The 17,994-nt window shown below is 36.1% G+C and carries 15 protein-coding genes; 3 read left to right on the forward strand and 12 right to left on the reverse strand.

The genetic code is table 11. The features are described from left to right. Window position 1: 1 nt before the first annotated feature. Window positions 2–1,471: a glycoside hydrolase family 1 protein gene (locus FFM71_RS05945; RefSeq protein WP_137611256.1), complete on the reverse strand. Its 1,470-nt coding sequence runs from the start codon at window positions 1,469–1,471 to the stop codon at window positions 2–4. Continuing rightward, a complete protein-coding gene (locus FFM71_RS05950; protein WP_137611257.1) occupies window positions 1,471–2,391 on the reverse strand; it encodes an ROK family protein in 921 nt (306 codons plus the stop codon). Before FFM71_RS05950 ends, FFM71_RS05945 begins: the two co-directional genes overlap by 1 nt. Window positions 2,392–2,516: 125 nt before the next feature. Between FFM71_RS05950 and FFM71_RS05955 the strand changes: the two genes are divergently transcribed. Continuing rightward, the gene (locus tag FFM71_RS05955; RefSeq protein WP_137611258.1) at window positions 2,517–3,629 is read left to right on the forward strand and encodes a helix-turn-helix domain-containing protein; all 1,113 of its coding nucleotides are present in this window, start codon (window positions 2,517–2,519) and stop codon (window positions 3,627–3,629) included. A 169-nt stretch (window positions 3,630–3,798) separates the two neighbouring features. On the opposite strand, the gene FFM71_RS05960 is transcribed toward FFM71_RS05955, so the two are convergent. The 5 genes from FFM71_RS05960 to FFM71_RS05980 form a co-directional block, all read right to left on the reverse strand. Next, a complete protein-coding gene (locus tag FFM71_RS05960; protein WP_137611259.1) occupies window positions 3,799–4,662 on the reverse strand; it encodes an alpha/beta hydrolase in 864 nt (287 codons plus the stop codon). A 16-nt stretch (window positions 4,663–4,678) separates the two neighbouring features. Next, entirely contained in the window at window positions 4,679–5,884 is a 1,206-nt protein-coding gene (locus FFM71_RS05965) for an MFS transporter (RefSeq protein ID WP_137611260.1), read from the reverse strand. Window positions 5,885–5,886: 2 nt separating this feature from the next. Continuing rightward, window positions 5,887–8,691, reverse strand: a complete 2,805-nt coding sequence (locus tag FFM71_RS05970) for a family 78 glycoside hydrolase catalytic domain (RefSeq protein WP_137611261.1) — start codon at window positions 8,689–8,691, stop codon at window positions 5,887–5,889. Between the two features lie 161 nt (window positions 8,692–8,852). After that, a complete protein-coding gene (locus FFM71_RS05975) occupies window positions 8,853–9,833 on the reverse strand; it encodes a ribose-phosphate diphosphokinase (protein WP_137611262.1) in 981 nt (326 codons plus the stop codon). Window positions 9,834–9,847: 14 nt separating this feature from the next. Further along, window positions 9,848–10,228 carry a YueI family protein gene (locus FFM71_RS05980; protein WP_137611263.1) on the reverse strand — a complete coding sequence of 127 codons (381 nt, stop codon included), beginning with the start codon at window positions 10,226–10,228 and terminating at the stop codon, window positions 9,848–9,850. Between the two features lie 1,082 nt (window positions 10,229–11,310). On the opposite strand from FFM71_RS05980, the gene FFM71_RS05985 reads away from it, so the two are divergent. After that, complete coding sequence (locus FFM71_RS05985; protein WP_137611264.1) at window positions 11,311–11,550, forward strand: hypothetical protein; 240 nt, start codon at window positions 11,311–11,313, stop codon at window positions 11,548–11,550. A gap of 44 nt (window positions 11,551–11,594) precedes the next feature. Here FFM71_RS05985 and FFM71_RS05990 read toward each other — a convergent pair whose 3' ends face one another. The 4 genes from FFM71_RS05990 to FFM71_RS06005 form a co-directional block, all read right to left on the reverse strand. Next, complete coding sequence (locus tag FFM71_RS05990; protein ID WP_137611265.1) at window positions 11,595–12,557, reverse strand: helix-turn-helix transcriptional regulator; 963 nt, start codon at window positions 12,555–12,557, stop codon at window positions 11,595–11,597. 262 nt (window positions 12,558–12,819) lie between these two features. Then, window positions 12,820–13,485 (reverse strand): type 1 glutamine amidotransferase, encoded by a 666-nt coding sequence (locus FFM71_RS05995; RefSeq protein ID WP_137611266.1) that lies wholly within the window; start codon window positions 13,483–13,485, stop codon window positions 12,820–12,822. A 212-nt stretch (window positions 13,486–13,697) separates the two neighbouring features. Next, a complete protein-coding gene (locus tag FFM71_RS06000; protein ID WP_137611267.1) occupies window positions 13,698–14,075 on the reverse strand; it encodes a nucleotide pyrophosphohydrolase in 378 nt (125 codons plus the stop codon). 2 nt (window positions 14,076–14,077) lie between these two features. Continuing rightward, a complete protein-coding gene (locus FFM71_RS06005) occupies window positions 14,078–15,838 on the reverse strand; it encodes a DUF2075 domain-containing protein (RefSeq protein ID WP_137611268.1) in 1,761 nt (586 codons plus the stop codon). 213 nt (window positions 15,839–16,051) lie between these two features. On the opposite strand from FFM71_RS06005, the gene FFM71_RS06010 reads away from it, so the two are divergent. Beyond that, a complete protein-coding gene (locus FFM71_RS06010; protein WP_137611269.1) occupies window positions 16,052–16,846 on the forward strand; it encodes a hypothetical protein in 795 nt (264 codons plus the stop codon). A 121-nt stretch (window positions 16,847–16,967) separates the two neighbouring features. Here the strand turns inward: FFM71_RS06010 and FFM71_RS06015 are convergent, their stop codons facing one another. Then, on the reverse strand, window positions 16,968–17,918 hold the full coding sequence (locus tag FFM71_RS06015; RefSeq protein ID WP_137611270.1) for a zinc-binding dehydrogenase: 951 nt from the start codon (window positions 17,916–17,918) through the stop codon (window positions 16,968–16,970). Window positions 17,919–17,994 lie beyond the last annotated feature (76 nt).

Below are 17,994 nucleotides of genomic sequence, written 5' to 3' on the forward strand. Positions count from 1 at the left end.
CTCAATATTTTAAATTGTCGCTGGTTAGAACGCGACCATTGGTACTAATTACTTGTTTGTACCATTCGAACGACTTTTTCTTCTTACGTGACAAAGTTCCTTGTCCATTGTCGTCTAAGTCGACATAAATCATGCCGTATCGTTTCGACATTTCACCAGTTGAAGCACTGACTAAATCAATGCATCCCCAAGGTGTGTAACCCATAACTTTGGCACCATCCACAATTGCTTCCCCAATAGCCTCGATGTGAGCCTTTAAATAATTAATTCGATAATCATCATAAATTTTGCCATTAGCTTCTACTTTATCCTTTGCTCCTAGCCCATTTTCGACTACAAAAATCGGTTTTTGGTAACGGTCATATAATTCATCTAATGCAATTCTCAAACCAGTCGGATCAATCTGCCAATCCCAATCGCTGACTTCTAAAAACGGATTCTTCACGCCGCCCATTAGATTTCCAGCTACCTGCTCATTAGTGATACCAGTAGTCTCAATGGCTGTAGACATGTAATAGCTGATGGAAATGAAGTCGACTGGGTAAGCTTTCAACTCTTGTAGATCTTCCTTAGTAATATCCAAGTCTGCTTTAGTGAATCCATATTTGGCAAATAAGCGTTTTGTGTATGCTGGATATTGTCCACGAATTTGAACGTCTCCACAGAAATAATTAAAGTCCTGATTGTTCTGCAAGTTAGCAATTTGATTCTTGGGGTCAGAATTATAGGCGTATGAAGTGGCATACAACAACATGCAGCCTACTTTAATATTAGGATTAAAATCATGTGCAATTTTAACTGCTTTAGAACTGGCAACAAACTGATTATGCCAAGCTTGAAAGACGTTTTTCTTGTCATTGCCACCGTTACTTGGAATCAAACCTTGTCCCATAATTGGATGCTGTGAAGCCGAATTAATTTCGTTGAAAGTCAAAAAATAATGAACCTTGTTACCAAAGCTCTCGATGACCGTCTTAGTGTATCTGGCAAAAAATTCGATTAACTGACGATTCTTCCAGCCACCATATTCTTTTGCCAAAATCAGTGGCATCTCATAATGAGATAACGTGATGACTGGTTCAATTTTATATTTCAAACATTCATCAATAATTTTCTCGTAGAAATCTAACCCAGCTTGATTGGGTTCTTGTTCATCCCCACGAGGATAAATTCGACTCCACGAGATAGAAAAACGATAAGTTTTGAATCCCATTTCCGCAAATAAACCGATATCTTCCTTATAGTGATGATAATAATCAATCCCTAAATGATTTGGATACTGATACTTATTTTCGTCAATTTTCCATTCAAAATCCGGAGTTTGGACAATTTCAAATCTTTTTTTACCACTCGGAAGTGCATCAGCAATTGAAAGGCCACGTCCATCGCAATCAAATCCACCTTCCAGTTGATTGGCAGCAGTGGCCCCACCCCATAAGAAGTTTTCCGGAAATTCTAAGTTATTTTCCATTACATATTACCTACACTTTTCAATTCATTAGTACCTTCTGTTACCATTTCAAATCTCGAAATTGATCCATAGAGATTAGCTGCGTTATATAATTTAGAGCTGACAATTTGTGGTTTAGTCAAAGTATTATTAACAAACTTATTCTCAGCACGTAATTCATCAAAGGCTTTATTGATACCCTCAGCTACGATTGCTTGATGTGAAATTCCACCACCAATAACGTATTGATCAACATCCAAAACAGTCTGCATATTATGAATCAAGAGTGCCACATTGCGACAGAATTTTTGAAATCTTTCTTTGGCATAAGTATCGTTACTTTTAATCAATTCAAATACTTTAGGTCCATCATTGATATCCTCCAGCTCGTAATGACTGGCAATATCTTGAATAAGCCCTACAGCTGAGCTACGACCTCCCATTAAATCATCCATATCAAATTTTCCACAACTCATAAAACTAACCTCACCAGCTTGTTGATGACTTCCATAAACTAGTTGGTGATTCAAAACTATGCCTGACCCAATTGCAGTCCCCAACACCAACATGACTCCGTTTTTAACCTCTTTCAAGGACCCTTGCCATATTTCGGCCAAGGTTGCTGCTTTGGCATCATTTTCAACAAAAATCGACAGTTTAGTATCAAGCGATTTGCTAAAGGAAACTCCATCCAAAAACGGCAGTGACCCACCAAAACTAATGCTCTGGTCTGTTACATTAACCTTCCCAGGTACACTGATTCCAATACCTGAAATTTGTGATTGAAACTTTTGAATAATTTCGTTAAACCTTTTTAAAAATTCTGCTTGCGAGGTTTTTATTGTATTCTCAGAATATGTCTTTAAAAGTTGACCTTGATCATTGATCAAAGCATATTTAAGCTTGGTGCCTCCGATATCAAAAGCTAAATAGGTTTTCATCTTTTTTCTCCTAATCTGCTTGCCATACGTTATTAATATATTTTTATTATCGCAATTCTGTTATCATTAATTTGTTGATTATCACTTTTTTTTAACTAATAAAGCTTTTTAATCGAGGTATAACCATGAATTTTAAAACGGTTACAGATTTCTTCCACACTGCTACCAATCTATCAGTCTTCATCTTTAATCCTAAAAATGAACAAACTTATTTGGCAAAAATGACTGTTGCACCAATGTTACCAACTGGTCTACAGGAAAAGATGTTGAATAATATCAATCAGAATATTACAATTTCCATCTTCTCAAGAATTGGTTCCATCGCCACATTCAGGTTGGACGATTCCAAATTTATCATTTGGGCAGCCTCAAGCGCCATCACTGGCAATGGTAAATATGCCGATAAAATTCCCTTGATTGACTTCAATACATTCAAGGCTCAATTGAATCTGTTTTATATATCCTTGACTCAAACCGTGCCCAATTTTTCCAGTAATCAGTTGGACCTGACGGATTATGACATTATTGATCGTCCCAACCAACAACTTGAATCTTTCAATGAAAATAAACCATCGCACAATGGTTATTTAGCTGAGCAGAAAATGCTACTTGGTGTTGAACACGGCAATCTCAAGGAGTTCAATGACAATTATGTAACTTTCATGGATCAAGGTAATTTTGGTATTCTTGCTCCTGATGATCTCCGAAGTAAGAAAAATATTACCGTAGCGGCAACGACCCTCTTCACTCGAGCAGCAATTCGTGGTGGCATGTTTGCTGAGGATGCTTATAATCTGAGTGATGAATGTATCAAAAAGACTGAGGCAATCCGAAACATCACAAATATTTACGAATATACCCGAACGATTGGGGAAAGGTTCGTTAAGAATGTGGCTCAAATAAAACGTCAAAACATTCCTTCAATCATTTATCGTGCTCAAGAATATATTTATGATAATCTGGCTAACGTTGAAGACGTTTCCGAAATTTCCCAAAATGTCGGTTGTAGCAAATCATATTTGATGCATCTCTTCAAAGATACGACCGGAATCAGCGTTGTTGAATTTCTAACAGTTCAAAAGGTCTTGTCTGCCAAACAGTTGTTATTGTTCACCCAATTGCCAATCAGTGAAATTGCTACATTAATTGGCTATAAAAACCAATCGCAATTATCCAGAACATTTAAAAAAATGACCGGATTATCACCGTTAGCTTTTAGAAAGAATCAACATATTTAAAAAAAATAGTGGAACAAAATATGTTCAACTTTCAAGTATTAAATTGAATAGGGACTGTAATCCGATCTTGGATTACAGTCCCTATTCGATTCGAACGGAAAAAGTTATGCTTTGTCGCACCCTTATGTTCCGCGTCTAAAGGTTGAAAGGTGAAAAAATCAGATAACCATTATTTAAGGAATTTAGAAATCTTATTCAATGCTTGGTCCGTCTCAGGCATATCGAAAAGTACAAACACATGGAATAAGTCTTGCCAAACATCCCAAGTGACATCAACTCCGGCTTTTTGACAAAGATAATTCAAAACTTTCGAATCATCGTACTTAACTTCCTCACTACCACAATTGATCATCAATGGTGGGAAACCAGCAAAGTCACCATAAATTGGCGAAACTAACGGATCTTTAGCATACGGATCATCGAAGTATGGTACTGGATCTCCAGCTCCTAACAACATCGGATCTCTTTCTTGTATCAAAAACTCCGAAGCCATGATATTAATTTGAGTGATCACTGGTGAAAAGACAGCAATTTTTTCAGGTAGTTCTTCCTGCTCTGCTTTTAATTGCAATGTCATCGTCAGTGCTAAGGTAGCACCCGCAGATTCTCCAAAAACAAAAACATGAGTATACTTTTGCTTCAAAAATTTATAAGCTGCAATGACATCCTCTTGAGCAGCAGGATGTCTTGCTTCAGGCCATTGACGATAATCAACTGAAAAGCCATCATAATTCATAACTTTCATTAAGCTAAAACAAAGATTGCGACGTGACTTAACTGATCCAGTAGCATAAGCACCACCGTGAATAAACATTAGAACAGTATCGTATCTACTATGTTGTAATTCATAAAGCTCACCTTTAACTGAATCGTCGTATTCCGTAAGCTTGATATTATCTGGAATTGAGACTCCGTTATGTTCATCCGCGTCTTTCCTCAAAAAGACAGCTGTTTCAGGTTTTAACTCATCGGATTGTTGTTGCTTAATACTTTTTGCAATTTTTATTGCTTGTTTTGCTTGTTCACTTAACATATTAATACCCCTATTTTTAAGCCTTAACATTATTTGGTAACTTATCAGATTCAGTATGCTCTAGTTTTGAATAATTGGCCCCAGCAAAAGCAGCGATAACGAATAATACTGCGAAGATCACTAATCCGGCTTCAAAAGTAAAACCAGGTTCAAGATTATTAAATAATGACGAGATGCCTTTAGCTAAGTAAGGTGAAAGCAGTGTTCCCACATTGGCGCAAGTCATAACGACTGAAGTTGAGAAAGCGACTTGACTCGCAGAGGTCATTCGATTGATATTGGCAATCATTGATGCCATAAAGATTGAAACCGAAATTCCAACTAGGATAACTCCGATGGCGCTCAAGATAAGCGAATGAGAAATTGTTAACATTAAAAAGGCTACTGCAGCAAATCCCAATCCAATGGCCGTCGTGTACTGGAACCAATTTTTTTGAACATACATGAAGATAAATCCACCAGCAGCCATAGCGAAAGCCATCAAACCTAATAAAGTACTGGCATCAGAAGCAGTTCCGTAATTACGTGAGACAACTAGAAGTGCAAACTTAATTGAAATAAAAGCGAAGGTTGCATTAAACATGAAAGCAAAGAGTGCTAACAACCAAATTTTGCCATCAACTTTTTTACTATCGTTGGCTTTATTTTGATTTGCATCTGCTTCGGAAATCATGCCCACTGTCTTGGGTACATAAATGCCAACCAAAAGGATGATTGGTAAAACAATCAGATAGATCCAATATGACATTTGCCATCCGCTGTTCAATAAAATTCCAGCTGAATAAGTCATAACAAACATCCCTAACCCTTGAAAAACACTGGATAGTCCAAGCATTTTTTGTTGATCACGACCATCATATAATTGAATGATAAGAGATTGTGAGAAGGACATTAACAAACCAGTTCCGAGTCCTAAAACAATTCTTGATATTAAAATCAATGAAAAGTTCATCGTAATGGCAGGAATAACTCCACCAATAAAAATTAAAGCTAAACCAGTCATAATAGTTCTCTTAACACCGATGAGATCAGCGACGAGATTACTGATTGGGGTAAAAATAATAATTCCAAGGGATGGAATCGTCATCAACAATTCAATAGTTGTGGCACTAATATTAGGAAAACTCTTCATCATCAAAGGTAAAGTTGCGGCTGTGGCCCCAGCACTTACCGTAAAGACAGACAATATTAAAATTGCAAATCGCGTCATTATTTTTTTCATAATTAATTATCCTTTTTTATTTGTTCTGATTCATAATCCATAAACATTTGATTAATCTGAGCTACTTGTTCTTTAGTCAACGGTGAAAATCCAATGCCTTTCATTTCTTGACTCAATTGCAATATCGAATAATCTTTGAAGTGATCCATATTTCCAGGTAAATTCAAGAAACCCCAGAATGGAACTAATTGATTGAGTTTGTTAGTAATAGCTTTATCATCAATAAATTTGACTAACGCCGTGTGAACATCAAAGTTATTTACAAATGGTCTCATAGGACGATAAACAATTTCATGATGACCAGCTGGTAAAATGTCACCATTTTGATGTTTAATACCATCGGCTATCCAATCATTGGTTCTTGGTAAATCAACTTTAGCTGGTTGGTTGTACGGTAAATCCAAGCTCACATGTACTTCATTCCCGGCTTTACCAACTATCTGCCACGAAACTTTCACTTGTCCTGTAACTAACTGTGTATGACCTTCCATCGAATGAAACTTAGGGCTGATGGCAGGTTTGATTTGTAACTGTTGACCTTGCTTGATACCCAATAGATATTCATAGGCCCACTGCATAACTGCACCAGCTGAGTAATGATTCAATGAATTCATACCGTTATCATTAATTTTTCCATCCGGTTTAACAGAATCCCATCGTTCCCAAATAGTTGTCGCACCCAATTTAACTTGGTAAAGCCAACTTGGATAATCCTCATTCAAGAACATTTGAACAGCCAATTCATTCTGACCATTCTGTGATAAGGCTGGCAATAAGGCTGGTGTTCCGACAAATCCAGTTGTTAAATGATTGCGGTCCTTTTCAATTCTTGCCACCAGTTTATCGGTTAAACTTTCTTGATCATCTTTTGGATAAAGTTTCAACTTTAGACACAATGCTAAAGCAGTCTGTGTATCTGTTATCAAACGACCACTAGCCGTAAAGAATTCAGCAACAAAAGCTTCTTTGATTTTCGCAGCTAATAATTGGTAGTAGTCATGTTCCCTTTTGGCATTCAACACCTCGGCGCTGGCGGCAACTATTCTAGCTGATTGGTAGTAGTAAGCACTGGCAATTAATTCATCAGGTGTCTTACCTTTCAAATGCATAATATCCTCGGTATCAAGTGCCAACCAATCTCCTAATTGATCTGCATCCAACCATAGGAATTCATTGCGTGTTGTTTTAGCATAATCGTGAACCCAATCGACCCAAGACATCATGGCGCCAAAATTCTGACGCAAAGTCGAAGCATCTTTGGTTCTGGTGTAATTTGTCCAAGGAATAATTGTTGCAACATCACTCCAGACAGCCTTACCACCGTCATCGCCATCAACTGCAGGTACGTATAAAGGTACTTTCCCCTTGTTAATACTCTGTTCAACGGCTACATCGTAAGCAAATTTCCGATTGAATTGATAAGTGTCCATATTGTAACTGGCAGTTTTTGCAAAAATGGCCGCATCTCCAGTCCAACCTAGACGTTCATCACGTTGTGGGCAATCAGTTGGAACATCCATAAAGTTACTGCGCTGTCCCCATTGAATATTGCTGAATAATTGGTTAACTAATTTATTATCTGAATGAACATTACCGATATTTTCCATATCTGAATAAAGTGCTTGAGCCTGGAAATTATTAATATCGTAATCATTAGGAAAACCAATCAGTTTGACATATCTAAAGCCAAAATATGTGAAATGTGGTCTAACAAAATGTTGCTTGCCATCACTGACATAAGTGAACGATGCTCGTGCTGAACGTAAGTTACCACGATATAACTCTCCATTTTGGATGATTTCGCCGTACTCTAGTTCAACCTTGGTTCCTTTGGGAAGATTGTTTTTAAAATCTACCCATCCGGCCATATTCTGTCCAAAATCGAGTACGATTCCATCGCTTGGTGTACTGATTTTTTCTTTAACATTGAAAACTTCATGCGTCTTGATCGGCAAGCTCAAACGATCCTTTAAATGTTTCGTAGGTTGCTCAAATTGTTTAAGTGGCAAATCAACTGTGGCAATAGTTTCATCGAAATCTTCACCATAATAAATTCCAGAATGGCTAATTTGGGAAGTTTTAGTTTGCCATGAATCATCAGTTCCAATTGTGTGGCTAATTCCGATATTATCGACATAATCAATTTCTGCGTTGGCCATTAAGGCATTACCATATTGGTTTTCTTTACCGCCATGTTCTTTGATACCAAGTTTGCCACGATACCAACCGTCACCTAAACTGATGCGGATCGTGTGAACACCAGGAGTCTGAATAAATTTGGTAATATCATGTGTGGCAATTTGGATGTAGTAATTATAGTTTGTAAAACCAGGTGCTAAATATTCGTCACCCACTTTTACATCATCGATATATACTTCATAAAGTCCTAATCCACTGATATACAATCTGCCTTGTTTAATTTCTTTAGGAAAATTGATTTGCTTAATCAAATCCAAACCATGAACACTGGCATCATCAGTTCCAATCCACTTGCTCTTGTTAAAACCAGTCATAAGGCCAGTTTCAAAGAATGCCATTTGACTCAAAATCTTTTGATTGGTTCGTAATTCGAAGTTCACATTGTATCTAGTTTTACTTTGTAATTTAAAAACTGGCTTAAAACTCAAATTTTCGGCAGCTTGCCATTTTGTTTCAAAAACAGTCTCATTATTTGTTGTAATTATTAATTTTTTTTCTAAATCTTTAGGATATTTATTATCTTGAATCGTACAGTTAATGAATAAATCATTTAACTCAAATCCAATGGGATTATTCATATGGTTTATCTTTACTTGTTTAATTTCCAAATCACGTTCCCCCATTTTTCTTTAGTAATCGCTTTCAATATGTATAATATGCGTTATTCTTGTTATGAATTCACATATCGTGCTATTTTTTTACAAAATAAGCTGTTCTTTACAAAAAAAAATAACCCCAACCAAATTAATGATTGAAATTATTCTTCGAATTATTTAATTTCTGTATAGCTATCACGTACTTCAAACAATGAATCGATTGATTCATTCATTTCTGTCATACGAATGGCATCTCCAACTAGATCTGTCACTGATAAAATCTTAAGTTTATCAAATTGACAGTCATCTGGAATAACGATTGAGTCAGAAACCAAAACTTCCATCAAGATAGAATTTTCTAGTCTCTTAGCGGCATTTTTAGAAAAGATTGGGTGTGTTGCGGCAGCTGAAATAGTTTTGGCACCAGCAGTTTCAACGGCTTTGGCACTGTTAACCATTCTTGTACCGGTATCAATCAAATCATCAACGATGACACATTGTTTACCTTCAACATCACCAATAATATCAGGAACAACCTCTTCATCTTCTGTCGATCTTTGATCAACAATTGCAATTTGTGAGCCAAAGACTTCAGCCAATGAACGAGCACGTTTTGTTGAATTGTGATCAGGAGCTACAAAGACGAAATCGTCTGGGTTCTTGATTTTCTTTTCGAAATAGCTAGCAAAAATTGGCATAGCACGCAAGTGATCAACTGGGATATCAAAGAATCCTTGAATTTGATCGGCATGCATATCAAGTGCCATAACACGATCAACGCTACCTAATTCCAACATATTAGCAAATAACTTAGCGGAGATAGGCTCTCTTGAACGAGACTTTCTATCTGAACGAGTATATGCAAAATATGGCAAGACACAAGTGATTGTTGCGGCACTAGCACGTCTCAATGCATCAACAGCAATCATCAATTCCATAAAGTTATCATTTACAGGATCTGAAACTGAATGAATAATGTAAACGTCTCTTCCACGAATACTTTCATTGATTTGAATGTTAATTTCGCCATCACTAAAATGTGAAACAGAAGCATCCAACAATGGAACTCCCATGTAATCAGAAATTCTCTTAGCTAATGGTTTATTACCATTTAAAGAAAGTAAAGCAATTTTATCTAATGCATTATTAGACATATTGTCCTCCAAAATTATATAAGCACTGGTCTATCAACAGGTTTACCCTCGTTAGCGATAACCAAGCCCATGTCATTGTCAGTCAATTGACGGTCTCGATTTCGCATTCCCGATTGTGAAACTATTGTAAACTTATACTTTAATTTTACACTCAAACGGAGGTAATTATCCAGTATATATGAATCTATTTTTCCATTTAAATAAAGATGATACTCTGGATATTTATTCATAACGCTTTCAACTGTCTTCTGATTATCCTCATTTTTCAGCTGTGCAACCGTTAAAGCGATTGCAACACGTTCGGCAAAATTACCTAAGAATTTATTCTTCTCATCAGGCTTTAATTGCGGTTTTCCAAAAATATTATCTTTGATGTAATCTTCAACGTTAGTCATATTTGCCCTCCATATGCCATAGTATAGCTAAAATGTTGTTGTATTAAAAGAAAACTGTTGTTGGTACTGCCGCCTCCGGGTGTGAGAAATTCAGCCTGCTGTGGGGACCAGTTCGAGCCAAAATACGGTCTCGAGCCTCGCTTTTGAGCCGAAAACCGTGTCTCAAAAGTCGTCCCGTGATATAAGGACTCACGTCCTTATGTCACCTTCACTGCAGGCTGATTTCTCACACCCGGAGGCTAAATATTTTTTAATTCAAAAAATTTGGCTATTGCTCTCATTTAATTACCTCTGAATCTCTATACTAAAAAATACGATAACTCTTCTTAAGTACCAAAAGTAAATCTTTTATACCATACTTAAAGCATTATGCCAGTTAATAATTTATCTGAAGGTTGAAAGGTGAAAAATCAATCTAACCATTGTTACTACAGTCTTTGAGCTAATCTATTTAAGTAACTCAAACATCTTTATTTTATTATACCGACCATAAGAAAATAAACTAGTTGGAAGAGCTGAGAGTATTCATTTGCAGCGAAAGTGGCGTTATTGCTTCAGCAATTACACCACCGGGCGTGTGTTGGAGACTCGCGGGTTTTGCGAGGCTTCAACCGAGGTCCGAGACCGCTTTCTGGCTCGGGCCGTTCCGCGCAGCAATTGAATACTCTCAACTCTGGAAACGGCATACTTAAATAAACTTTCAACCTTTAGATAATCTATTTTTAAAAGTTCATTTAATGAATTTCTAGGTGCCAAGGAAAAAAGTAATCAAATGTCATTTGAAGTAATTTCTATAATCTGTTTACTAAAGATCCACTAGTCGGAAGGACTGAGAATATTGACCTGCTGTGGATGTGGCGTTAGGACGGCGGTTTTTGCCGTTCTTACACCACCGGGCGTGTTTGGAGACTTTCCGCTTTATGGAAAGGCTTCAAACCGAGATTCGATACCGCCTCTCAGGCTCGGATTGGTCCGCATAGCAGGTGAATATTCTCAGTTCTGGAGGCGGCATAATTGTAACGCTTTGTATGTCCTAAGCCTTTAGCTGTATAATAATAGCAAAGAGAAAGGATGTGTTACTTATGGACGAAATGGTATTTTTTAATCCCGGCGATGCGATTGCCAACTCAAAAGACTATGGCGAAGCTGTCCGTGGAGCACAAATTTACAAAGCAAAGGATCCTTATGAATCATCCCTTATTATTGCTGAGGATGTTAGCGATAATAAGAGTTTTGCTGTTTACTTTGCTAAAGATGAGAAGTCTCACCTTAAAGATTCTGATTCTAGTATCGTTCAATATCACTTGAAGAAAAAAATTTAGCTTATTAACGTAAAAACTCCAAATCTGTATGATTTGGAGTTTTTTTATTTCTCGTCTGAATAGTATTCCAAGGTTTTCTTCAATTCCTTACGCAACTGTTCAATTAAAGATTGTGGCCCGAGAACTTTAACTTGTGCACCCTGACTTAAAACCCACAACAGGGCTCCTTGTGAGAATAAATCTCCTTCAACAATTGTGACATCAGAATTTTCAGGATCGTCGTCACTGGAAAGATATGAATTGGGTACATTTTCCAATGTCACCTGCTCATTACCTTCATAACTAAATTTATAATGGACATGATTTCCACCACTTAGCAAAAAGGTTTTATTAATCATACGACCAATATCTGGGCGTTTATCAGCTGGAACATTAACTGCCTTGCCTTTTGGAAAAATTTTATCGAATTGATCCAAACGATAAAGAAAAGTTTTATCATCATCAATTAAATACATCATTATATAGAAATGATGATTATCATAATACATGCTCAACGGTACTCCAGTTTGCATCCCCAAGACATTAGCACCATTCGCAATTCCACTGTATTTAAAAGTAATAGATTTCTTAGCAATGATCCAATCTGAAAATTGCTTCACTCTGGGAAAAATAAGTCCATCCACAGCCGGGATATAGCTTTCACTCGTAGTTGTTAAGAGGGTTCTAATATTCGGTTGATCTTCGGTTGCAACAAATTCCAATAATTGCTTGGTTACATCGTTCAATTCTTTCTTACTTAAAGCCCGGCTACCAATCAAAATTTTTAGAATAGCTAAAACTTCCGCCGAATTTATAATTCCAATATTAGTCACATAATATTTTCTCTGGACAGTACTGTAGTGCAACACGTACCTTTCCGCGAAATCCTCATTATTTCGAATCGCCTCTAAGTCACGCTGAAAAGTTCGTCCCGACTTTCCATAAATAGCCTGATAATTATCAAAATCAATTTTTCCACCACATAGCATTCTCATTAATATATTAACAATTCGTTCACTACTATTCATTTGTTCATCCCCATTTTTCGATACTCAGGATTTCTCAAATGGCTTGTTGATTAATCCTTGTAACAAAATTCAGATTATCATCTGGGTGTGTCACATTATGGCTATACATGAGGATGAACAAAATTTCTTAAAAAAATATTACTTTAATTTGAAAGTGATTAGCAGAAATATATTAAATAAAGCAAATAAGAGCGATAATCCTTAAAATTGGGATTATCGCTCTTATTTGCTGTAAGCGGGAGAAACTAACCTCTGCCGCATATTAATCACTGATATAATCCAGCAATTTATAAAGTGTCTGTTTATTATCATCAGAAATCTTAGTTTGTAAAATTTCTTTACTTGTTTGTTTAAAAACTGAATCTTTTAGATAAGGAAAATCATTTACAACCATCTCGCGAACATTATCAGCCTTTGGTTCCAAATGGAACTGTAAACCAACAATCCGGTGATTCAAGATGAATCCTTGATTTTCCAACTGATCACTTGAGAATAACAATTGGGCTTGAGCAGGAATTTCAAACATTTCCTCATGCCAATGTAAAACGTTTAACTCTTCCGGAATATTAAGAAACTTTACATCCCGTCGATAAACTGGCGCAAAGCCAACTTCTTTAGCTGGAGCTTTGGTAACATCATAACCTAAGGTCTTAACAATCTGTTGTGCTCCGTAACAAACGCCAAAGATAGGCTTTTCCTGATCCATCAATTCTTGAATCAATTCACGTTCTTGTTCGATCCAAGGTAAGTCATCATTGGGACTCATGGGACCACCTAAAATAACAAGCATGTCTGTTTCATCAGCAGTTGGTAAATATCCGAATTGATAAGGATGATAAATATACATTTCATGACCATTCTTTTGTGACCAATCTTGAATCATCCCTGGTCCTTCATTTGGAGTATGTTGTAAAACGTTTATTCTCATAAGAATCCTTTCACGTCAACGGCAATGTTTAATTTGGGTATCGCCTGCAACAACCTAAGATGAAACAATTATATCACGACGTTGCAATTAAATATTCCAAAAGCACAAACTTGGTCCCACCGCAACACAATATCTTTAATCTTCGATAACTCATCAATTTTAGAACCAATACTTGCTTGGACATCCAATACTTTGTTGACCCCATAGCTTTATCAATCTTTGTTATCTTCAGAGCCTTTTTTCAATTTATCAGTATCTTTCAATTCATCATATTTCAAATTCTTACCATAACTCTGATCAACAGGATATTTAGCACTATCCTTATTCAACTTCTCATCCATAATTTCGTCAATATCCAGTCCCAAATTATCGGCCATCATATAAGAATAAATCAGTACATCAGCCAACTCTTCTTTTAATTCAGTTGATTTTTTTGATACAACTTCATTGGACTTTTTCCATTGAAATAACTCTAACAATTCTGAAGCCTCTAAAGAAATTGAAATAGCCAAATCTTTTTCATTATGATATTGACGCCAATTTCTATCATCACGAAATTTGTTTACTTTATCCATGGTCTCTTTTGTCATATTTACAATCTCCCTTTCTGTGCTTCTAATAATTTATTCTGTAACTGTTCATCCACAGCATATATGTACAAGCCATGCACTCCACGAGTTAATAAAACATTTAACTCATTCTTCAACAAAGTTTCTGATGCATCAATTTTTTGTCCTTCATAAGTTCTTCTCTGCTTTGCCTTGGTATTTTGACTAGCACTTTTATCAAAGATGATTTTTCCATCTCGATACTTTACAGACGGACCAATTATTACACCAGCATAGTTAAGATCAAAACCTTGAATCGTAAATGTTGAGCCAACTTCTCCAATAGTTTGTTCTTGTTCTGCCCAGGCCAATCCCTTATTACGACGTTTCTGTTCCTTAGTTTGTGGTAATTGTAAATTCCATGGCATTGAAAAATCACCCACAGTCACATTCCAATATTTGTAACCATTATCCGGTTTTTTCTGATCGATATATTTCCAATCGAAAGTTGCTAATAATCTTGAAATACCGGATTCTTCATTCAATGATTTTTTACTTAACCGGTAATATAGTTCTTCTGGTGAATTAAAAACTTTTAAATCATACTTATTATCCATTGGAATATTAGTAATTTGTTGCTCATCTGTAATCCGTCTGATCCACTCAACAGTATTTTTATTACCATCAATCCGCATTTGATTGTGCAATTCGACTAATTTACCTTCACTTAATGCATCAAGAGTCATACGGTTCAGTTTATCTAATCCCCAATATTGCTCTCTGGATAAAATCTGATTAGGATCGAAAACTGCGACAACAACTCGAGCACATTTCAAAAGATCATCCAGTTGGTTTTCTCCTTGATAGGATTGCTTACCCTGAGTCCACAACAAATGTGCTTCATCAACTAAAACCACATCAACCATTTTTTTGCCTAAATGGTCATTAATAAACTTAGTTGGTTTTTCAACAATTTCCGAATTATTCTTAGATCTAATACCTAATTTATCAGCTATTTGTGCATAAACTTTTAGTTGTTGATCATGATTAACTAAAAGCGTTTGCGTTCTGCCTCTTAAAATACTATTATCACCATTCTCGGCTGCCATCTGTGTCAAATCATAAAAAAGATTGCTTAAAAGAACGGTCTTTCCTGCTCCAGCTTCACCCTTTACCAAAATCAACTGACCAACTTTATCTCTATTCAAGGCCTCCTCAATTTTCATAACAATAGTATCTTTAGCAACTAGCTGTTCTGAGGTCAACCTGTGAAACGGTGAGGCTTTAAAAATGGCCGAATCACGAATTACACTTAATACCGGAAACAGATTTTTATCTATTCGTCTTAGTTGTCTCCAAATTTTATAGAAAATAGGGTCCAGTTCATCAGATGTATAGTATTCGTCTTGTTGATTGGAACGACCATTGTGCACAATTTCAACAGCATCAACGCCAGTCATATAATGCATTAACTTATTTTCAATATCTAAAGTTAACGATTTATTGAAATGATCATGCCCAATCAAAAACATTTTTGCATCATCAGATTCGTCAATACTTTTCCAAAAGGTATCCATTCTGGAATCATCTTGTAGATGTTCTGATGTTCTTCGCTTAATATTATTTGTCTCACCAACATAAACCGAATATTTATTAGGCTTTACTTCATCATTAACAATATAAATAGTCGGATATCTTAATAAATATTTTGAATTTTTTTCGTCTCTGATTTCATTTTCAAAATCATCAATTGCAGAACTATTATATGAAATTTCCCGAATAATTGGCGTAGATATTTTTTTCAAGGCTCTGACCTCACTGTTTTAATCTCTTTATTCATAATACCTTCTGCTTTCAATAAGTAAAAGTGTTTATGCGTAACAAAGAACAACGATGAATCCATCAAAAATCATTATCAAAATATTATTATCTGTTTTCATTTGATAATAATCATATGCCTCATTATGTCATATAAACTTGTTATAATTAATTTATAAACAAAAGCATGGGGGCTAATTATGAAAACAATTAATGTTCAATCCGACCGCGAATTCTTCAATGCTATCAATACTGCTGACAATTGTGACACAATCGTCTTAAAATCTGGCGAATATTTTTCATCAGAAACTATGTTTCTATCAATTAAAAAAAGTCTGACTATCAAAGGCCAATACGCCAATGCTAAAGCCACAAAAATAAATTGTGGTTTATTCTTTGGCGAAAATACAACTGTAATCCTTGAAAACTTATTACTGACTTATGATAACGAAAAGGGCAATACCCTTGCACTATATGATGGCGCCAAACTTTATTGCAACAATGTTATCGTCAATCGCACAAACGAATCTAGCTGGGACACAATCTATTCTTCAAATTCATTCATTTCTCTAAAAAATTCCGATATTCAAGCTGATCGTCAACGAAATATTTCTAGTCTATCCCTTGAAAATAGTCAGCTTATGTCAGTCAAATCCAACATACACCTACCTCTTCTGGTCAACTCCACGGCCTATTTGAAAGATTCCTTCATTTCCTACTCAATTGTTTTGAAAAAAAACTCTAATTTATCATTTATTAATCTCGCCATTGATTCAACTCAAAATAATGAATCCAGTGATTTCTATGTTGAAGGTGAATCAACCGTTAATGGCGATAACCTTGATTTTTCTAAAAACGAACCTTTCATTGACGTCCTAAATAGTAATTTTGAAGGCAATGATTTCTTCGCTGGCCTTGATAAAGTCCGTTGGCGTTACGATACTAATTCGAATGTTATCATTGATGGCACTGAACCATTCAATAACAATTTATAAAATTAAAAAAAATGAGCTGTGTCACACCTAATAAACTATTTAAGTGTGATACAACTCATTTTTAGATTATTAAAAATCTAAATCCATAAAAGAACAAACTAGTCAGAGAGACTGAAAAGATTTAATCTGTTGTAACAATAACCTGTCCCATTGGACGGTCATGTTTCATGATGTACTCTTGTGCTGCTTGAATCTCATCGAGTTTAAATACCTTTGAAACTGGGATTGTTAAGTGATTGTCATTGATCAACTTAAACATTTCAGTGACAATTTCATCATTGATATCCACACCATCAAATGCAGTAGCGTACTTGCCACCAAGGCTTTCGAATGGATCAAAGTTTTCCCAAATCCACTTGCCTGCTAACAATCCAACGGTTGTAAAGTAACCGCCACGTTTAACATGTGACAATGAATCTCCAACAACTGAAGCGCCAACCATATCCAACAATCCGTCATATGATTTATCAGTTTGCAGTTTACCATCTTGATCAATAACGACGTCATCTGCACCCATATCTGACAACATCCGACGGCGTTCTTCACGCCTTGTAGTTGATGTAACCTTTAATCCCATTGCTTTCGCCAAAACCAAAGCTGCCATGCCGACACCAGTCGTCCCACCACGAACCAACAATGTTTGTCCAGCGTGCAACTTAGTAGTCTTCAATGCACCGAAAGCTGTGTAAAATGTTTCAGGATAGTTGGCAAATTCAGCCCATGAACCATCGAAGTCAACTGGATAAATAATTTTATCAGGAACCAAGGCATATTCTTCTTCACTGCCATCAAAAGCCCGACCAAAGCCACCATTAACAACCATAATCTTTTGACCTTTGGTTAATTTACTACTCTTAGAAGGCTCTGAAATCTCACCAACGGCTTCAACTCCAATAACTCTAGGAAACTTAACCGATGGCGAGCCACCCTCACGTGTCAAAACTTCATAACGATGTACAGCAAAAGCTTTGATATTGATAACCGATTGGTCATCCGTTGCCTGAGGCATTGGACGTTCTTCAATCTTCAATACTTCTGGTCCACCAGCTTTACTAATTACAACTGCTCTCATAATTGTCTCCTCCACAATCGATATATTCCTTAACTATTGAATAGTATAAACTTTTCATCTCAATGACCTGCATTTT

The sequence above is a fragment of the Companilactobacillus huachuanensis genome, assembly GCF_005404815.1.
Taxonomy (GTDB): domain Bacteria; phylum Bacillota; class Bacilli; order Lactobacillales; family Lactobacillaceae; genus Companilactobacillus; species Companilactobacillus huachuanensis.

Excerpts from the sequence above, each read along its gene's own strand:
- FFM71_RS05985 (WP_137611264.1), top strand. The coding sequence starts at position 11,311 with ATGGACGAAATGGTATTTTTTAATCCCGGCGATGCGATTGCCAACTCA.
- FFM71_RS05980 (WP_137611263.1), bottom strand. The coding sequence starts at position 10,228 with ATGACTAACGTTGAAGATTACATCAAAGATAATATTTTTGGAAAACCG.
- FFM71_RS05955 (WP_137611258.1), top strand. The coding sequence starts at position 2,517 with ATGAATTTTAAAACGGTTACAGATTTCTTCCACACTGCTACCAATCTA.
- FFM71_RS05975 (WP_137611262.1), bottom strand. The coding sequence starts at position 9,833 with ATGTCTAATAATGCATTAGATAAAATTGCTTTACTTTCTTTAAATGGT.
- FFM71_RS05965 (WP_137611260.1), bottom strand. The coding sequence starts at position 5,884 with ATGAAAAAAATAATGACGCGATTTGCAATTTTAATATTGTCTGTCTTT.
- FFM71_RS06000 (WP_137611267.1), bottom strand. The coding sequence starts at position 14,075 with ATGACAAAAGAGACCATGGATAAAGTAAACAAATTTCGTGATGATAGA.
- FFM71_RS05995 (WP_137611266.1), bottom strand. The coding sequence starts at position 13,485 with ATGAGAATAAACGTTTTACAACATACTCCAAATGAAGGACCAGGGATG.
- FFM71_RS06015 (WP_137611270.1), bottom strand. The coding sequence starts at position 17,918 with ATGAGAGCAGTTGTAATTAGTAAAGCTGGTGGACCAGAAGTATTGAAG.
- FFM71_RS05945 (WP_137611256.1), bottom strand. The coding sequence starts at position 1,471 with ATGGAAAATAACTTAGAATTTCCGGAAAACTTCTTATGGGGTGGGGCC.
- FFM71_RS05960 (WP_137611259.1), bottom strand. The coding sequence starts at position 4,662 with ATGTTAAGTGAACAAGCAAAACAAGCAATAAAAATTGCAAAAAGTATT.
- FFM71_RS05990 (WP_137611265.1), bottom strand. The coding sequence starts at position 12,557 with ATGAATAGTAGTGAACGAATTGTTAATATATTAATGAGAATGCTATGT.
- FFM71_RS05950 (WP_137611257.1), bottom strand. The coding sequence starts at position 2,391 with ATGAAAACCTATTTAGCTTTTGATATCGGAGGCACCAAGCTTAAATAT.
- FFM71_RS06010 (WP_137611269.1), top strand. The coding sequence starts at position 16,052 with ATGAAAACAATTAATGTTCAATCCGACCGCGAATTCTTCAATGCTATC.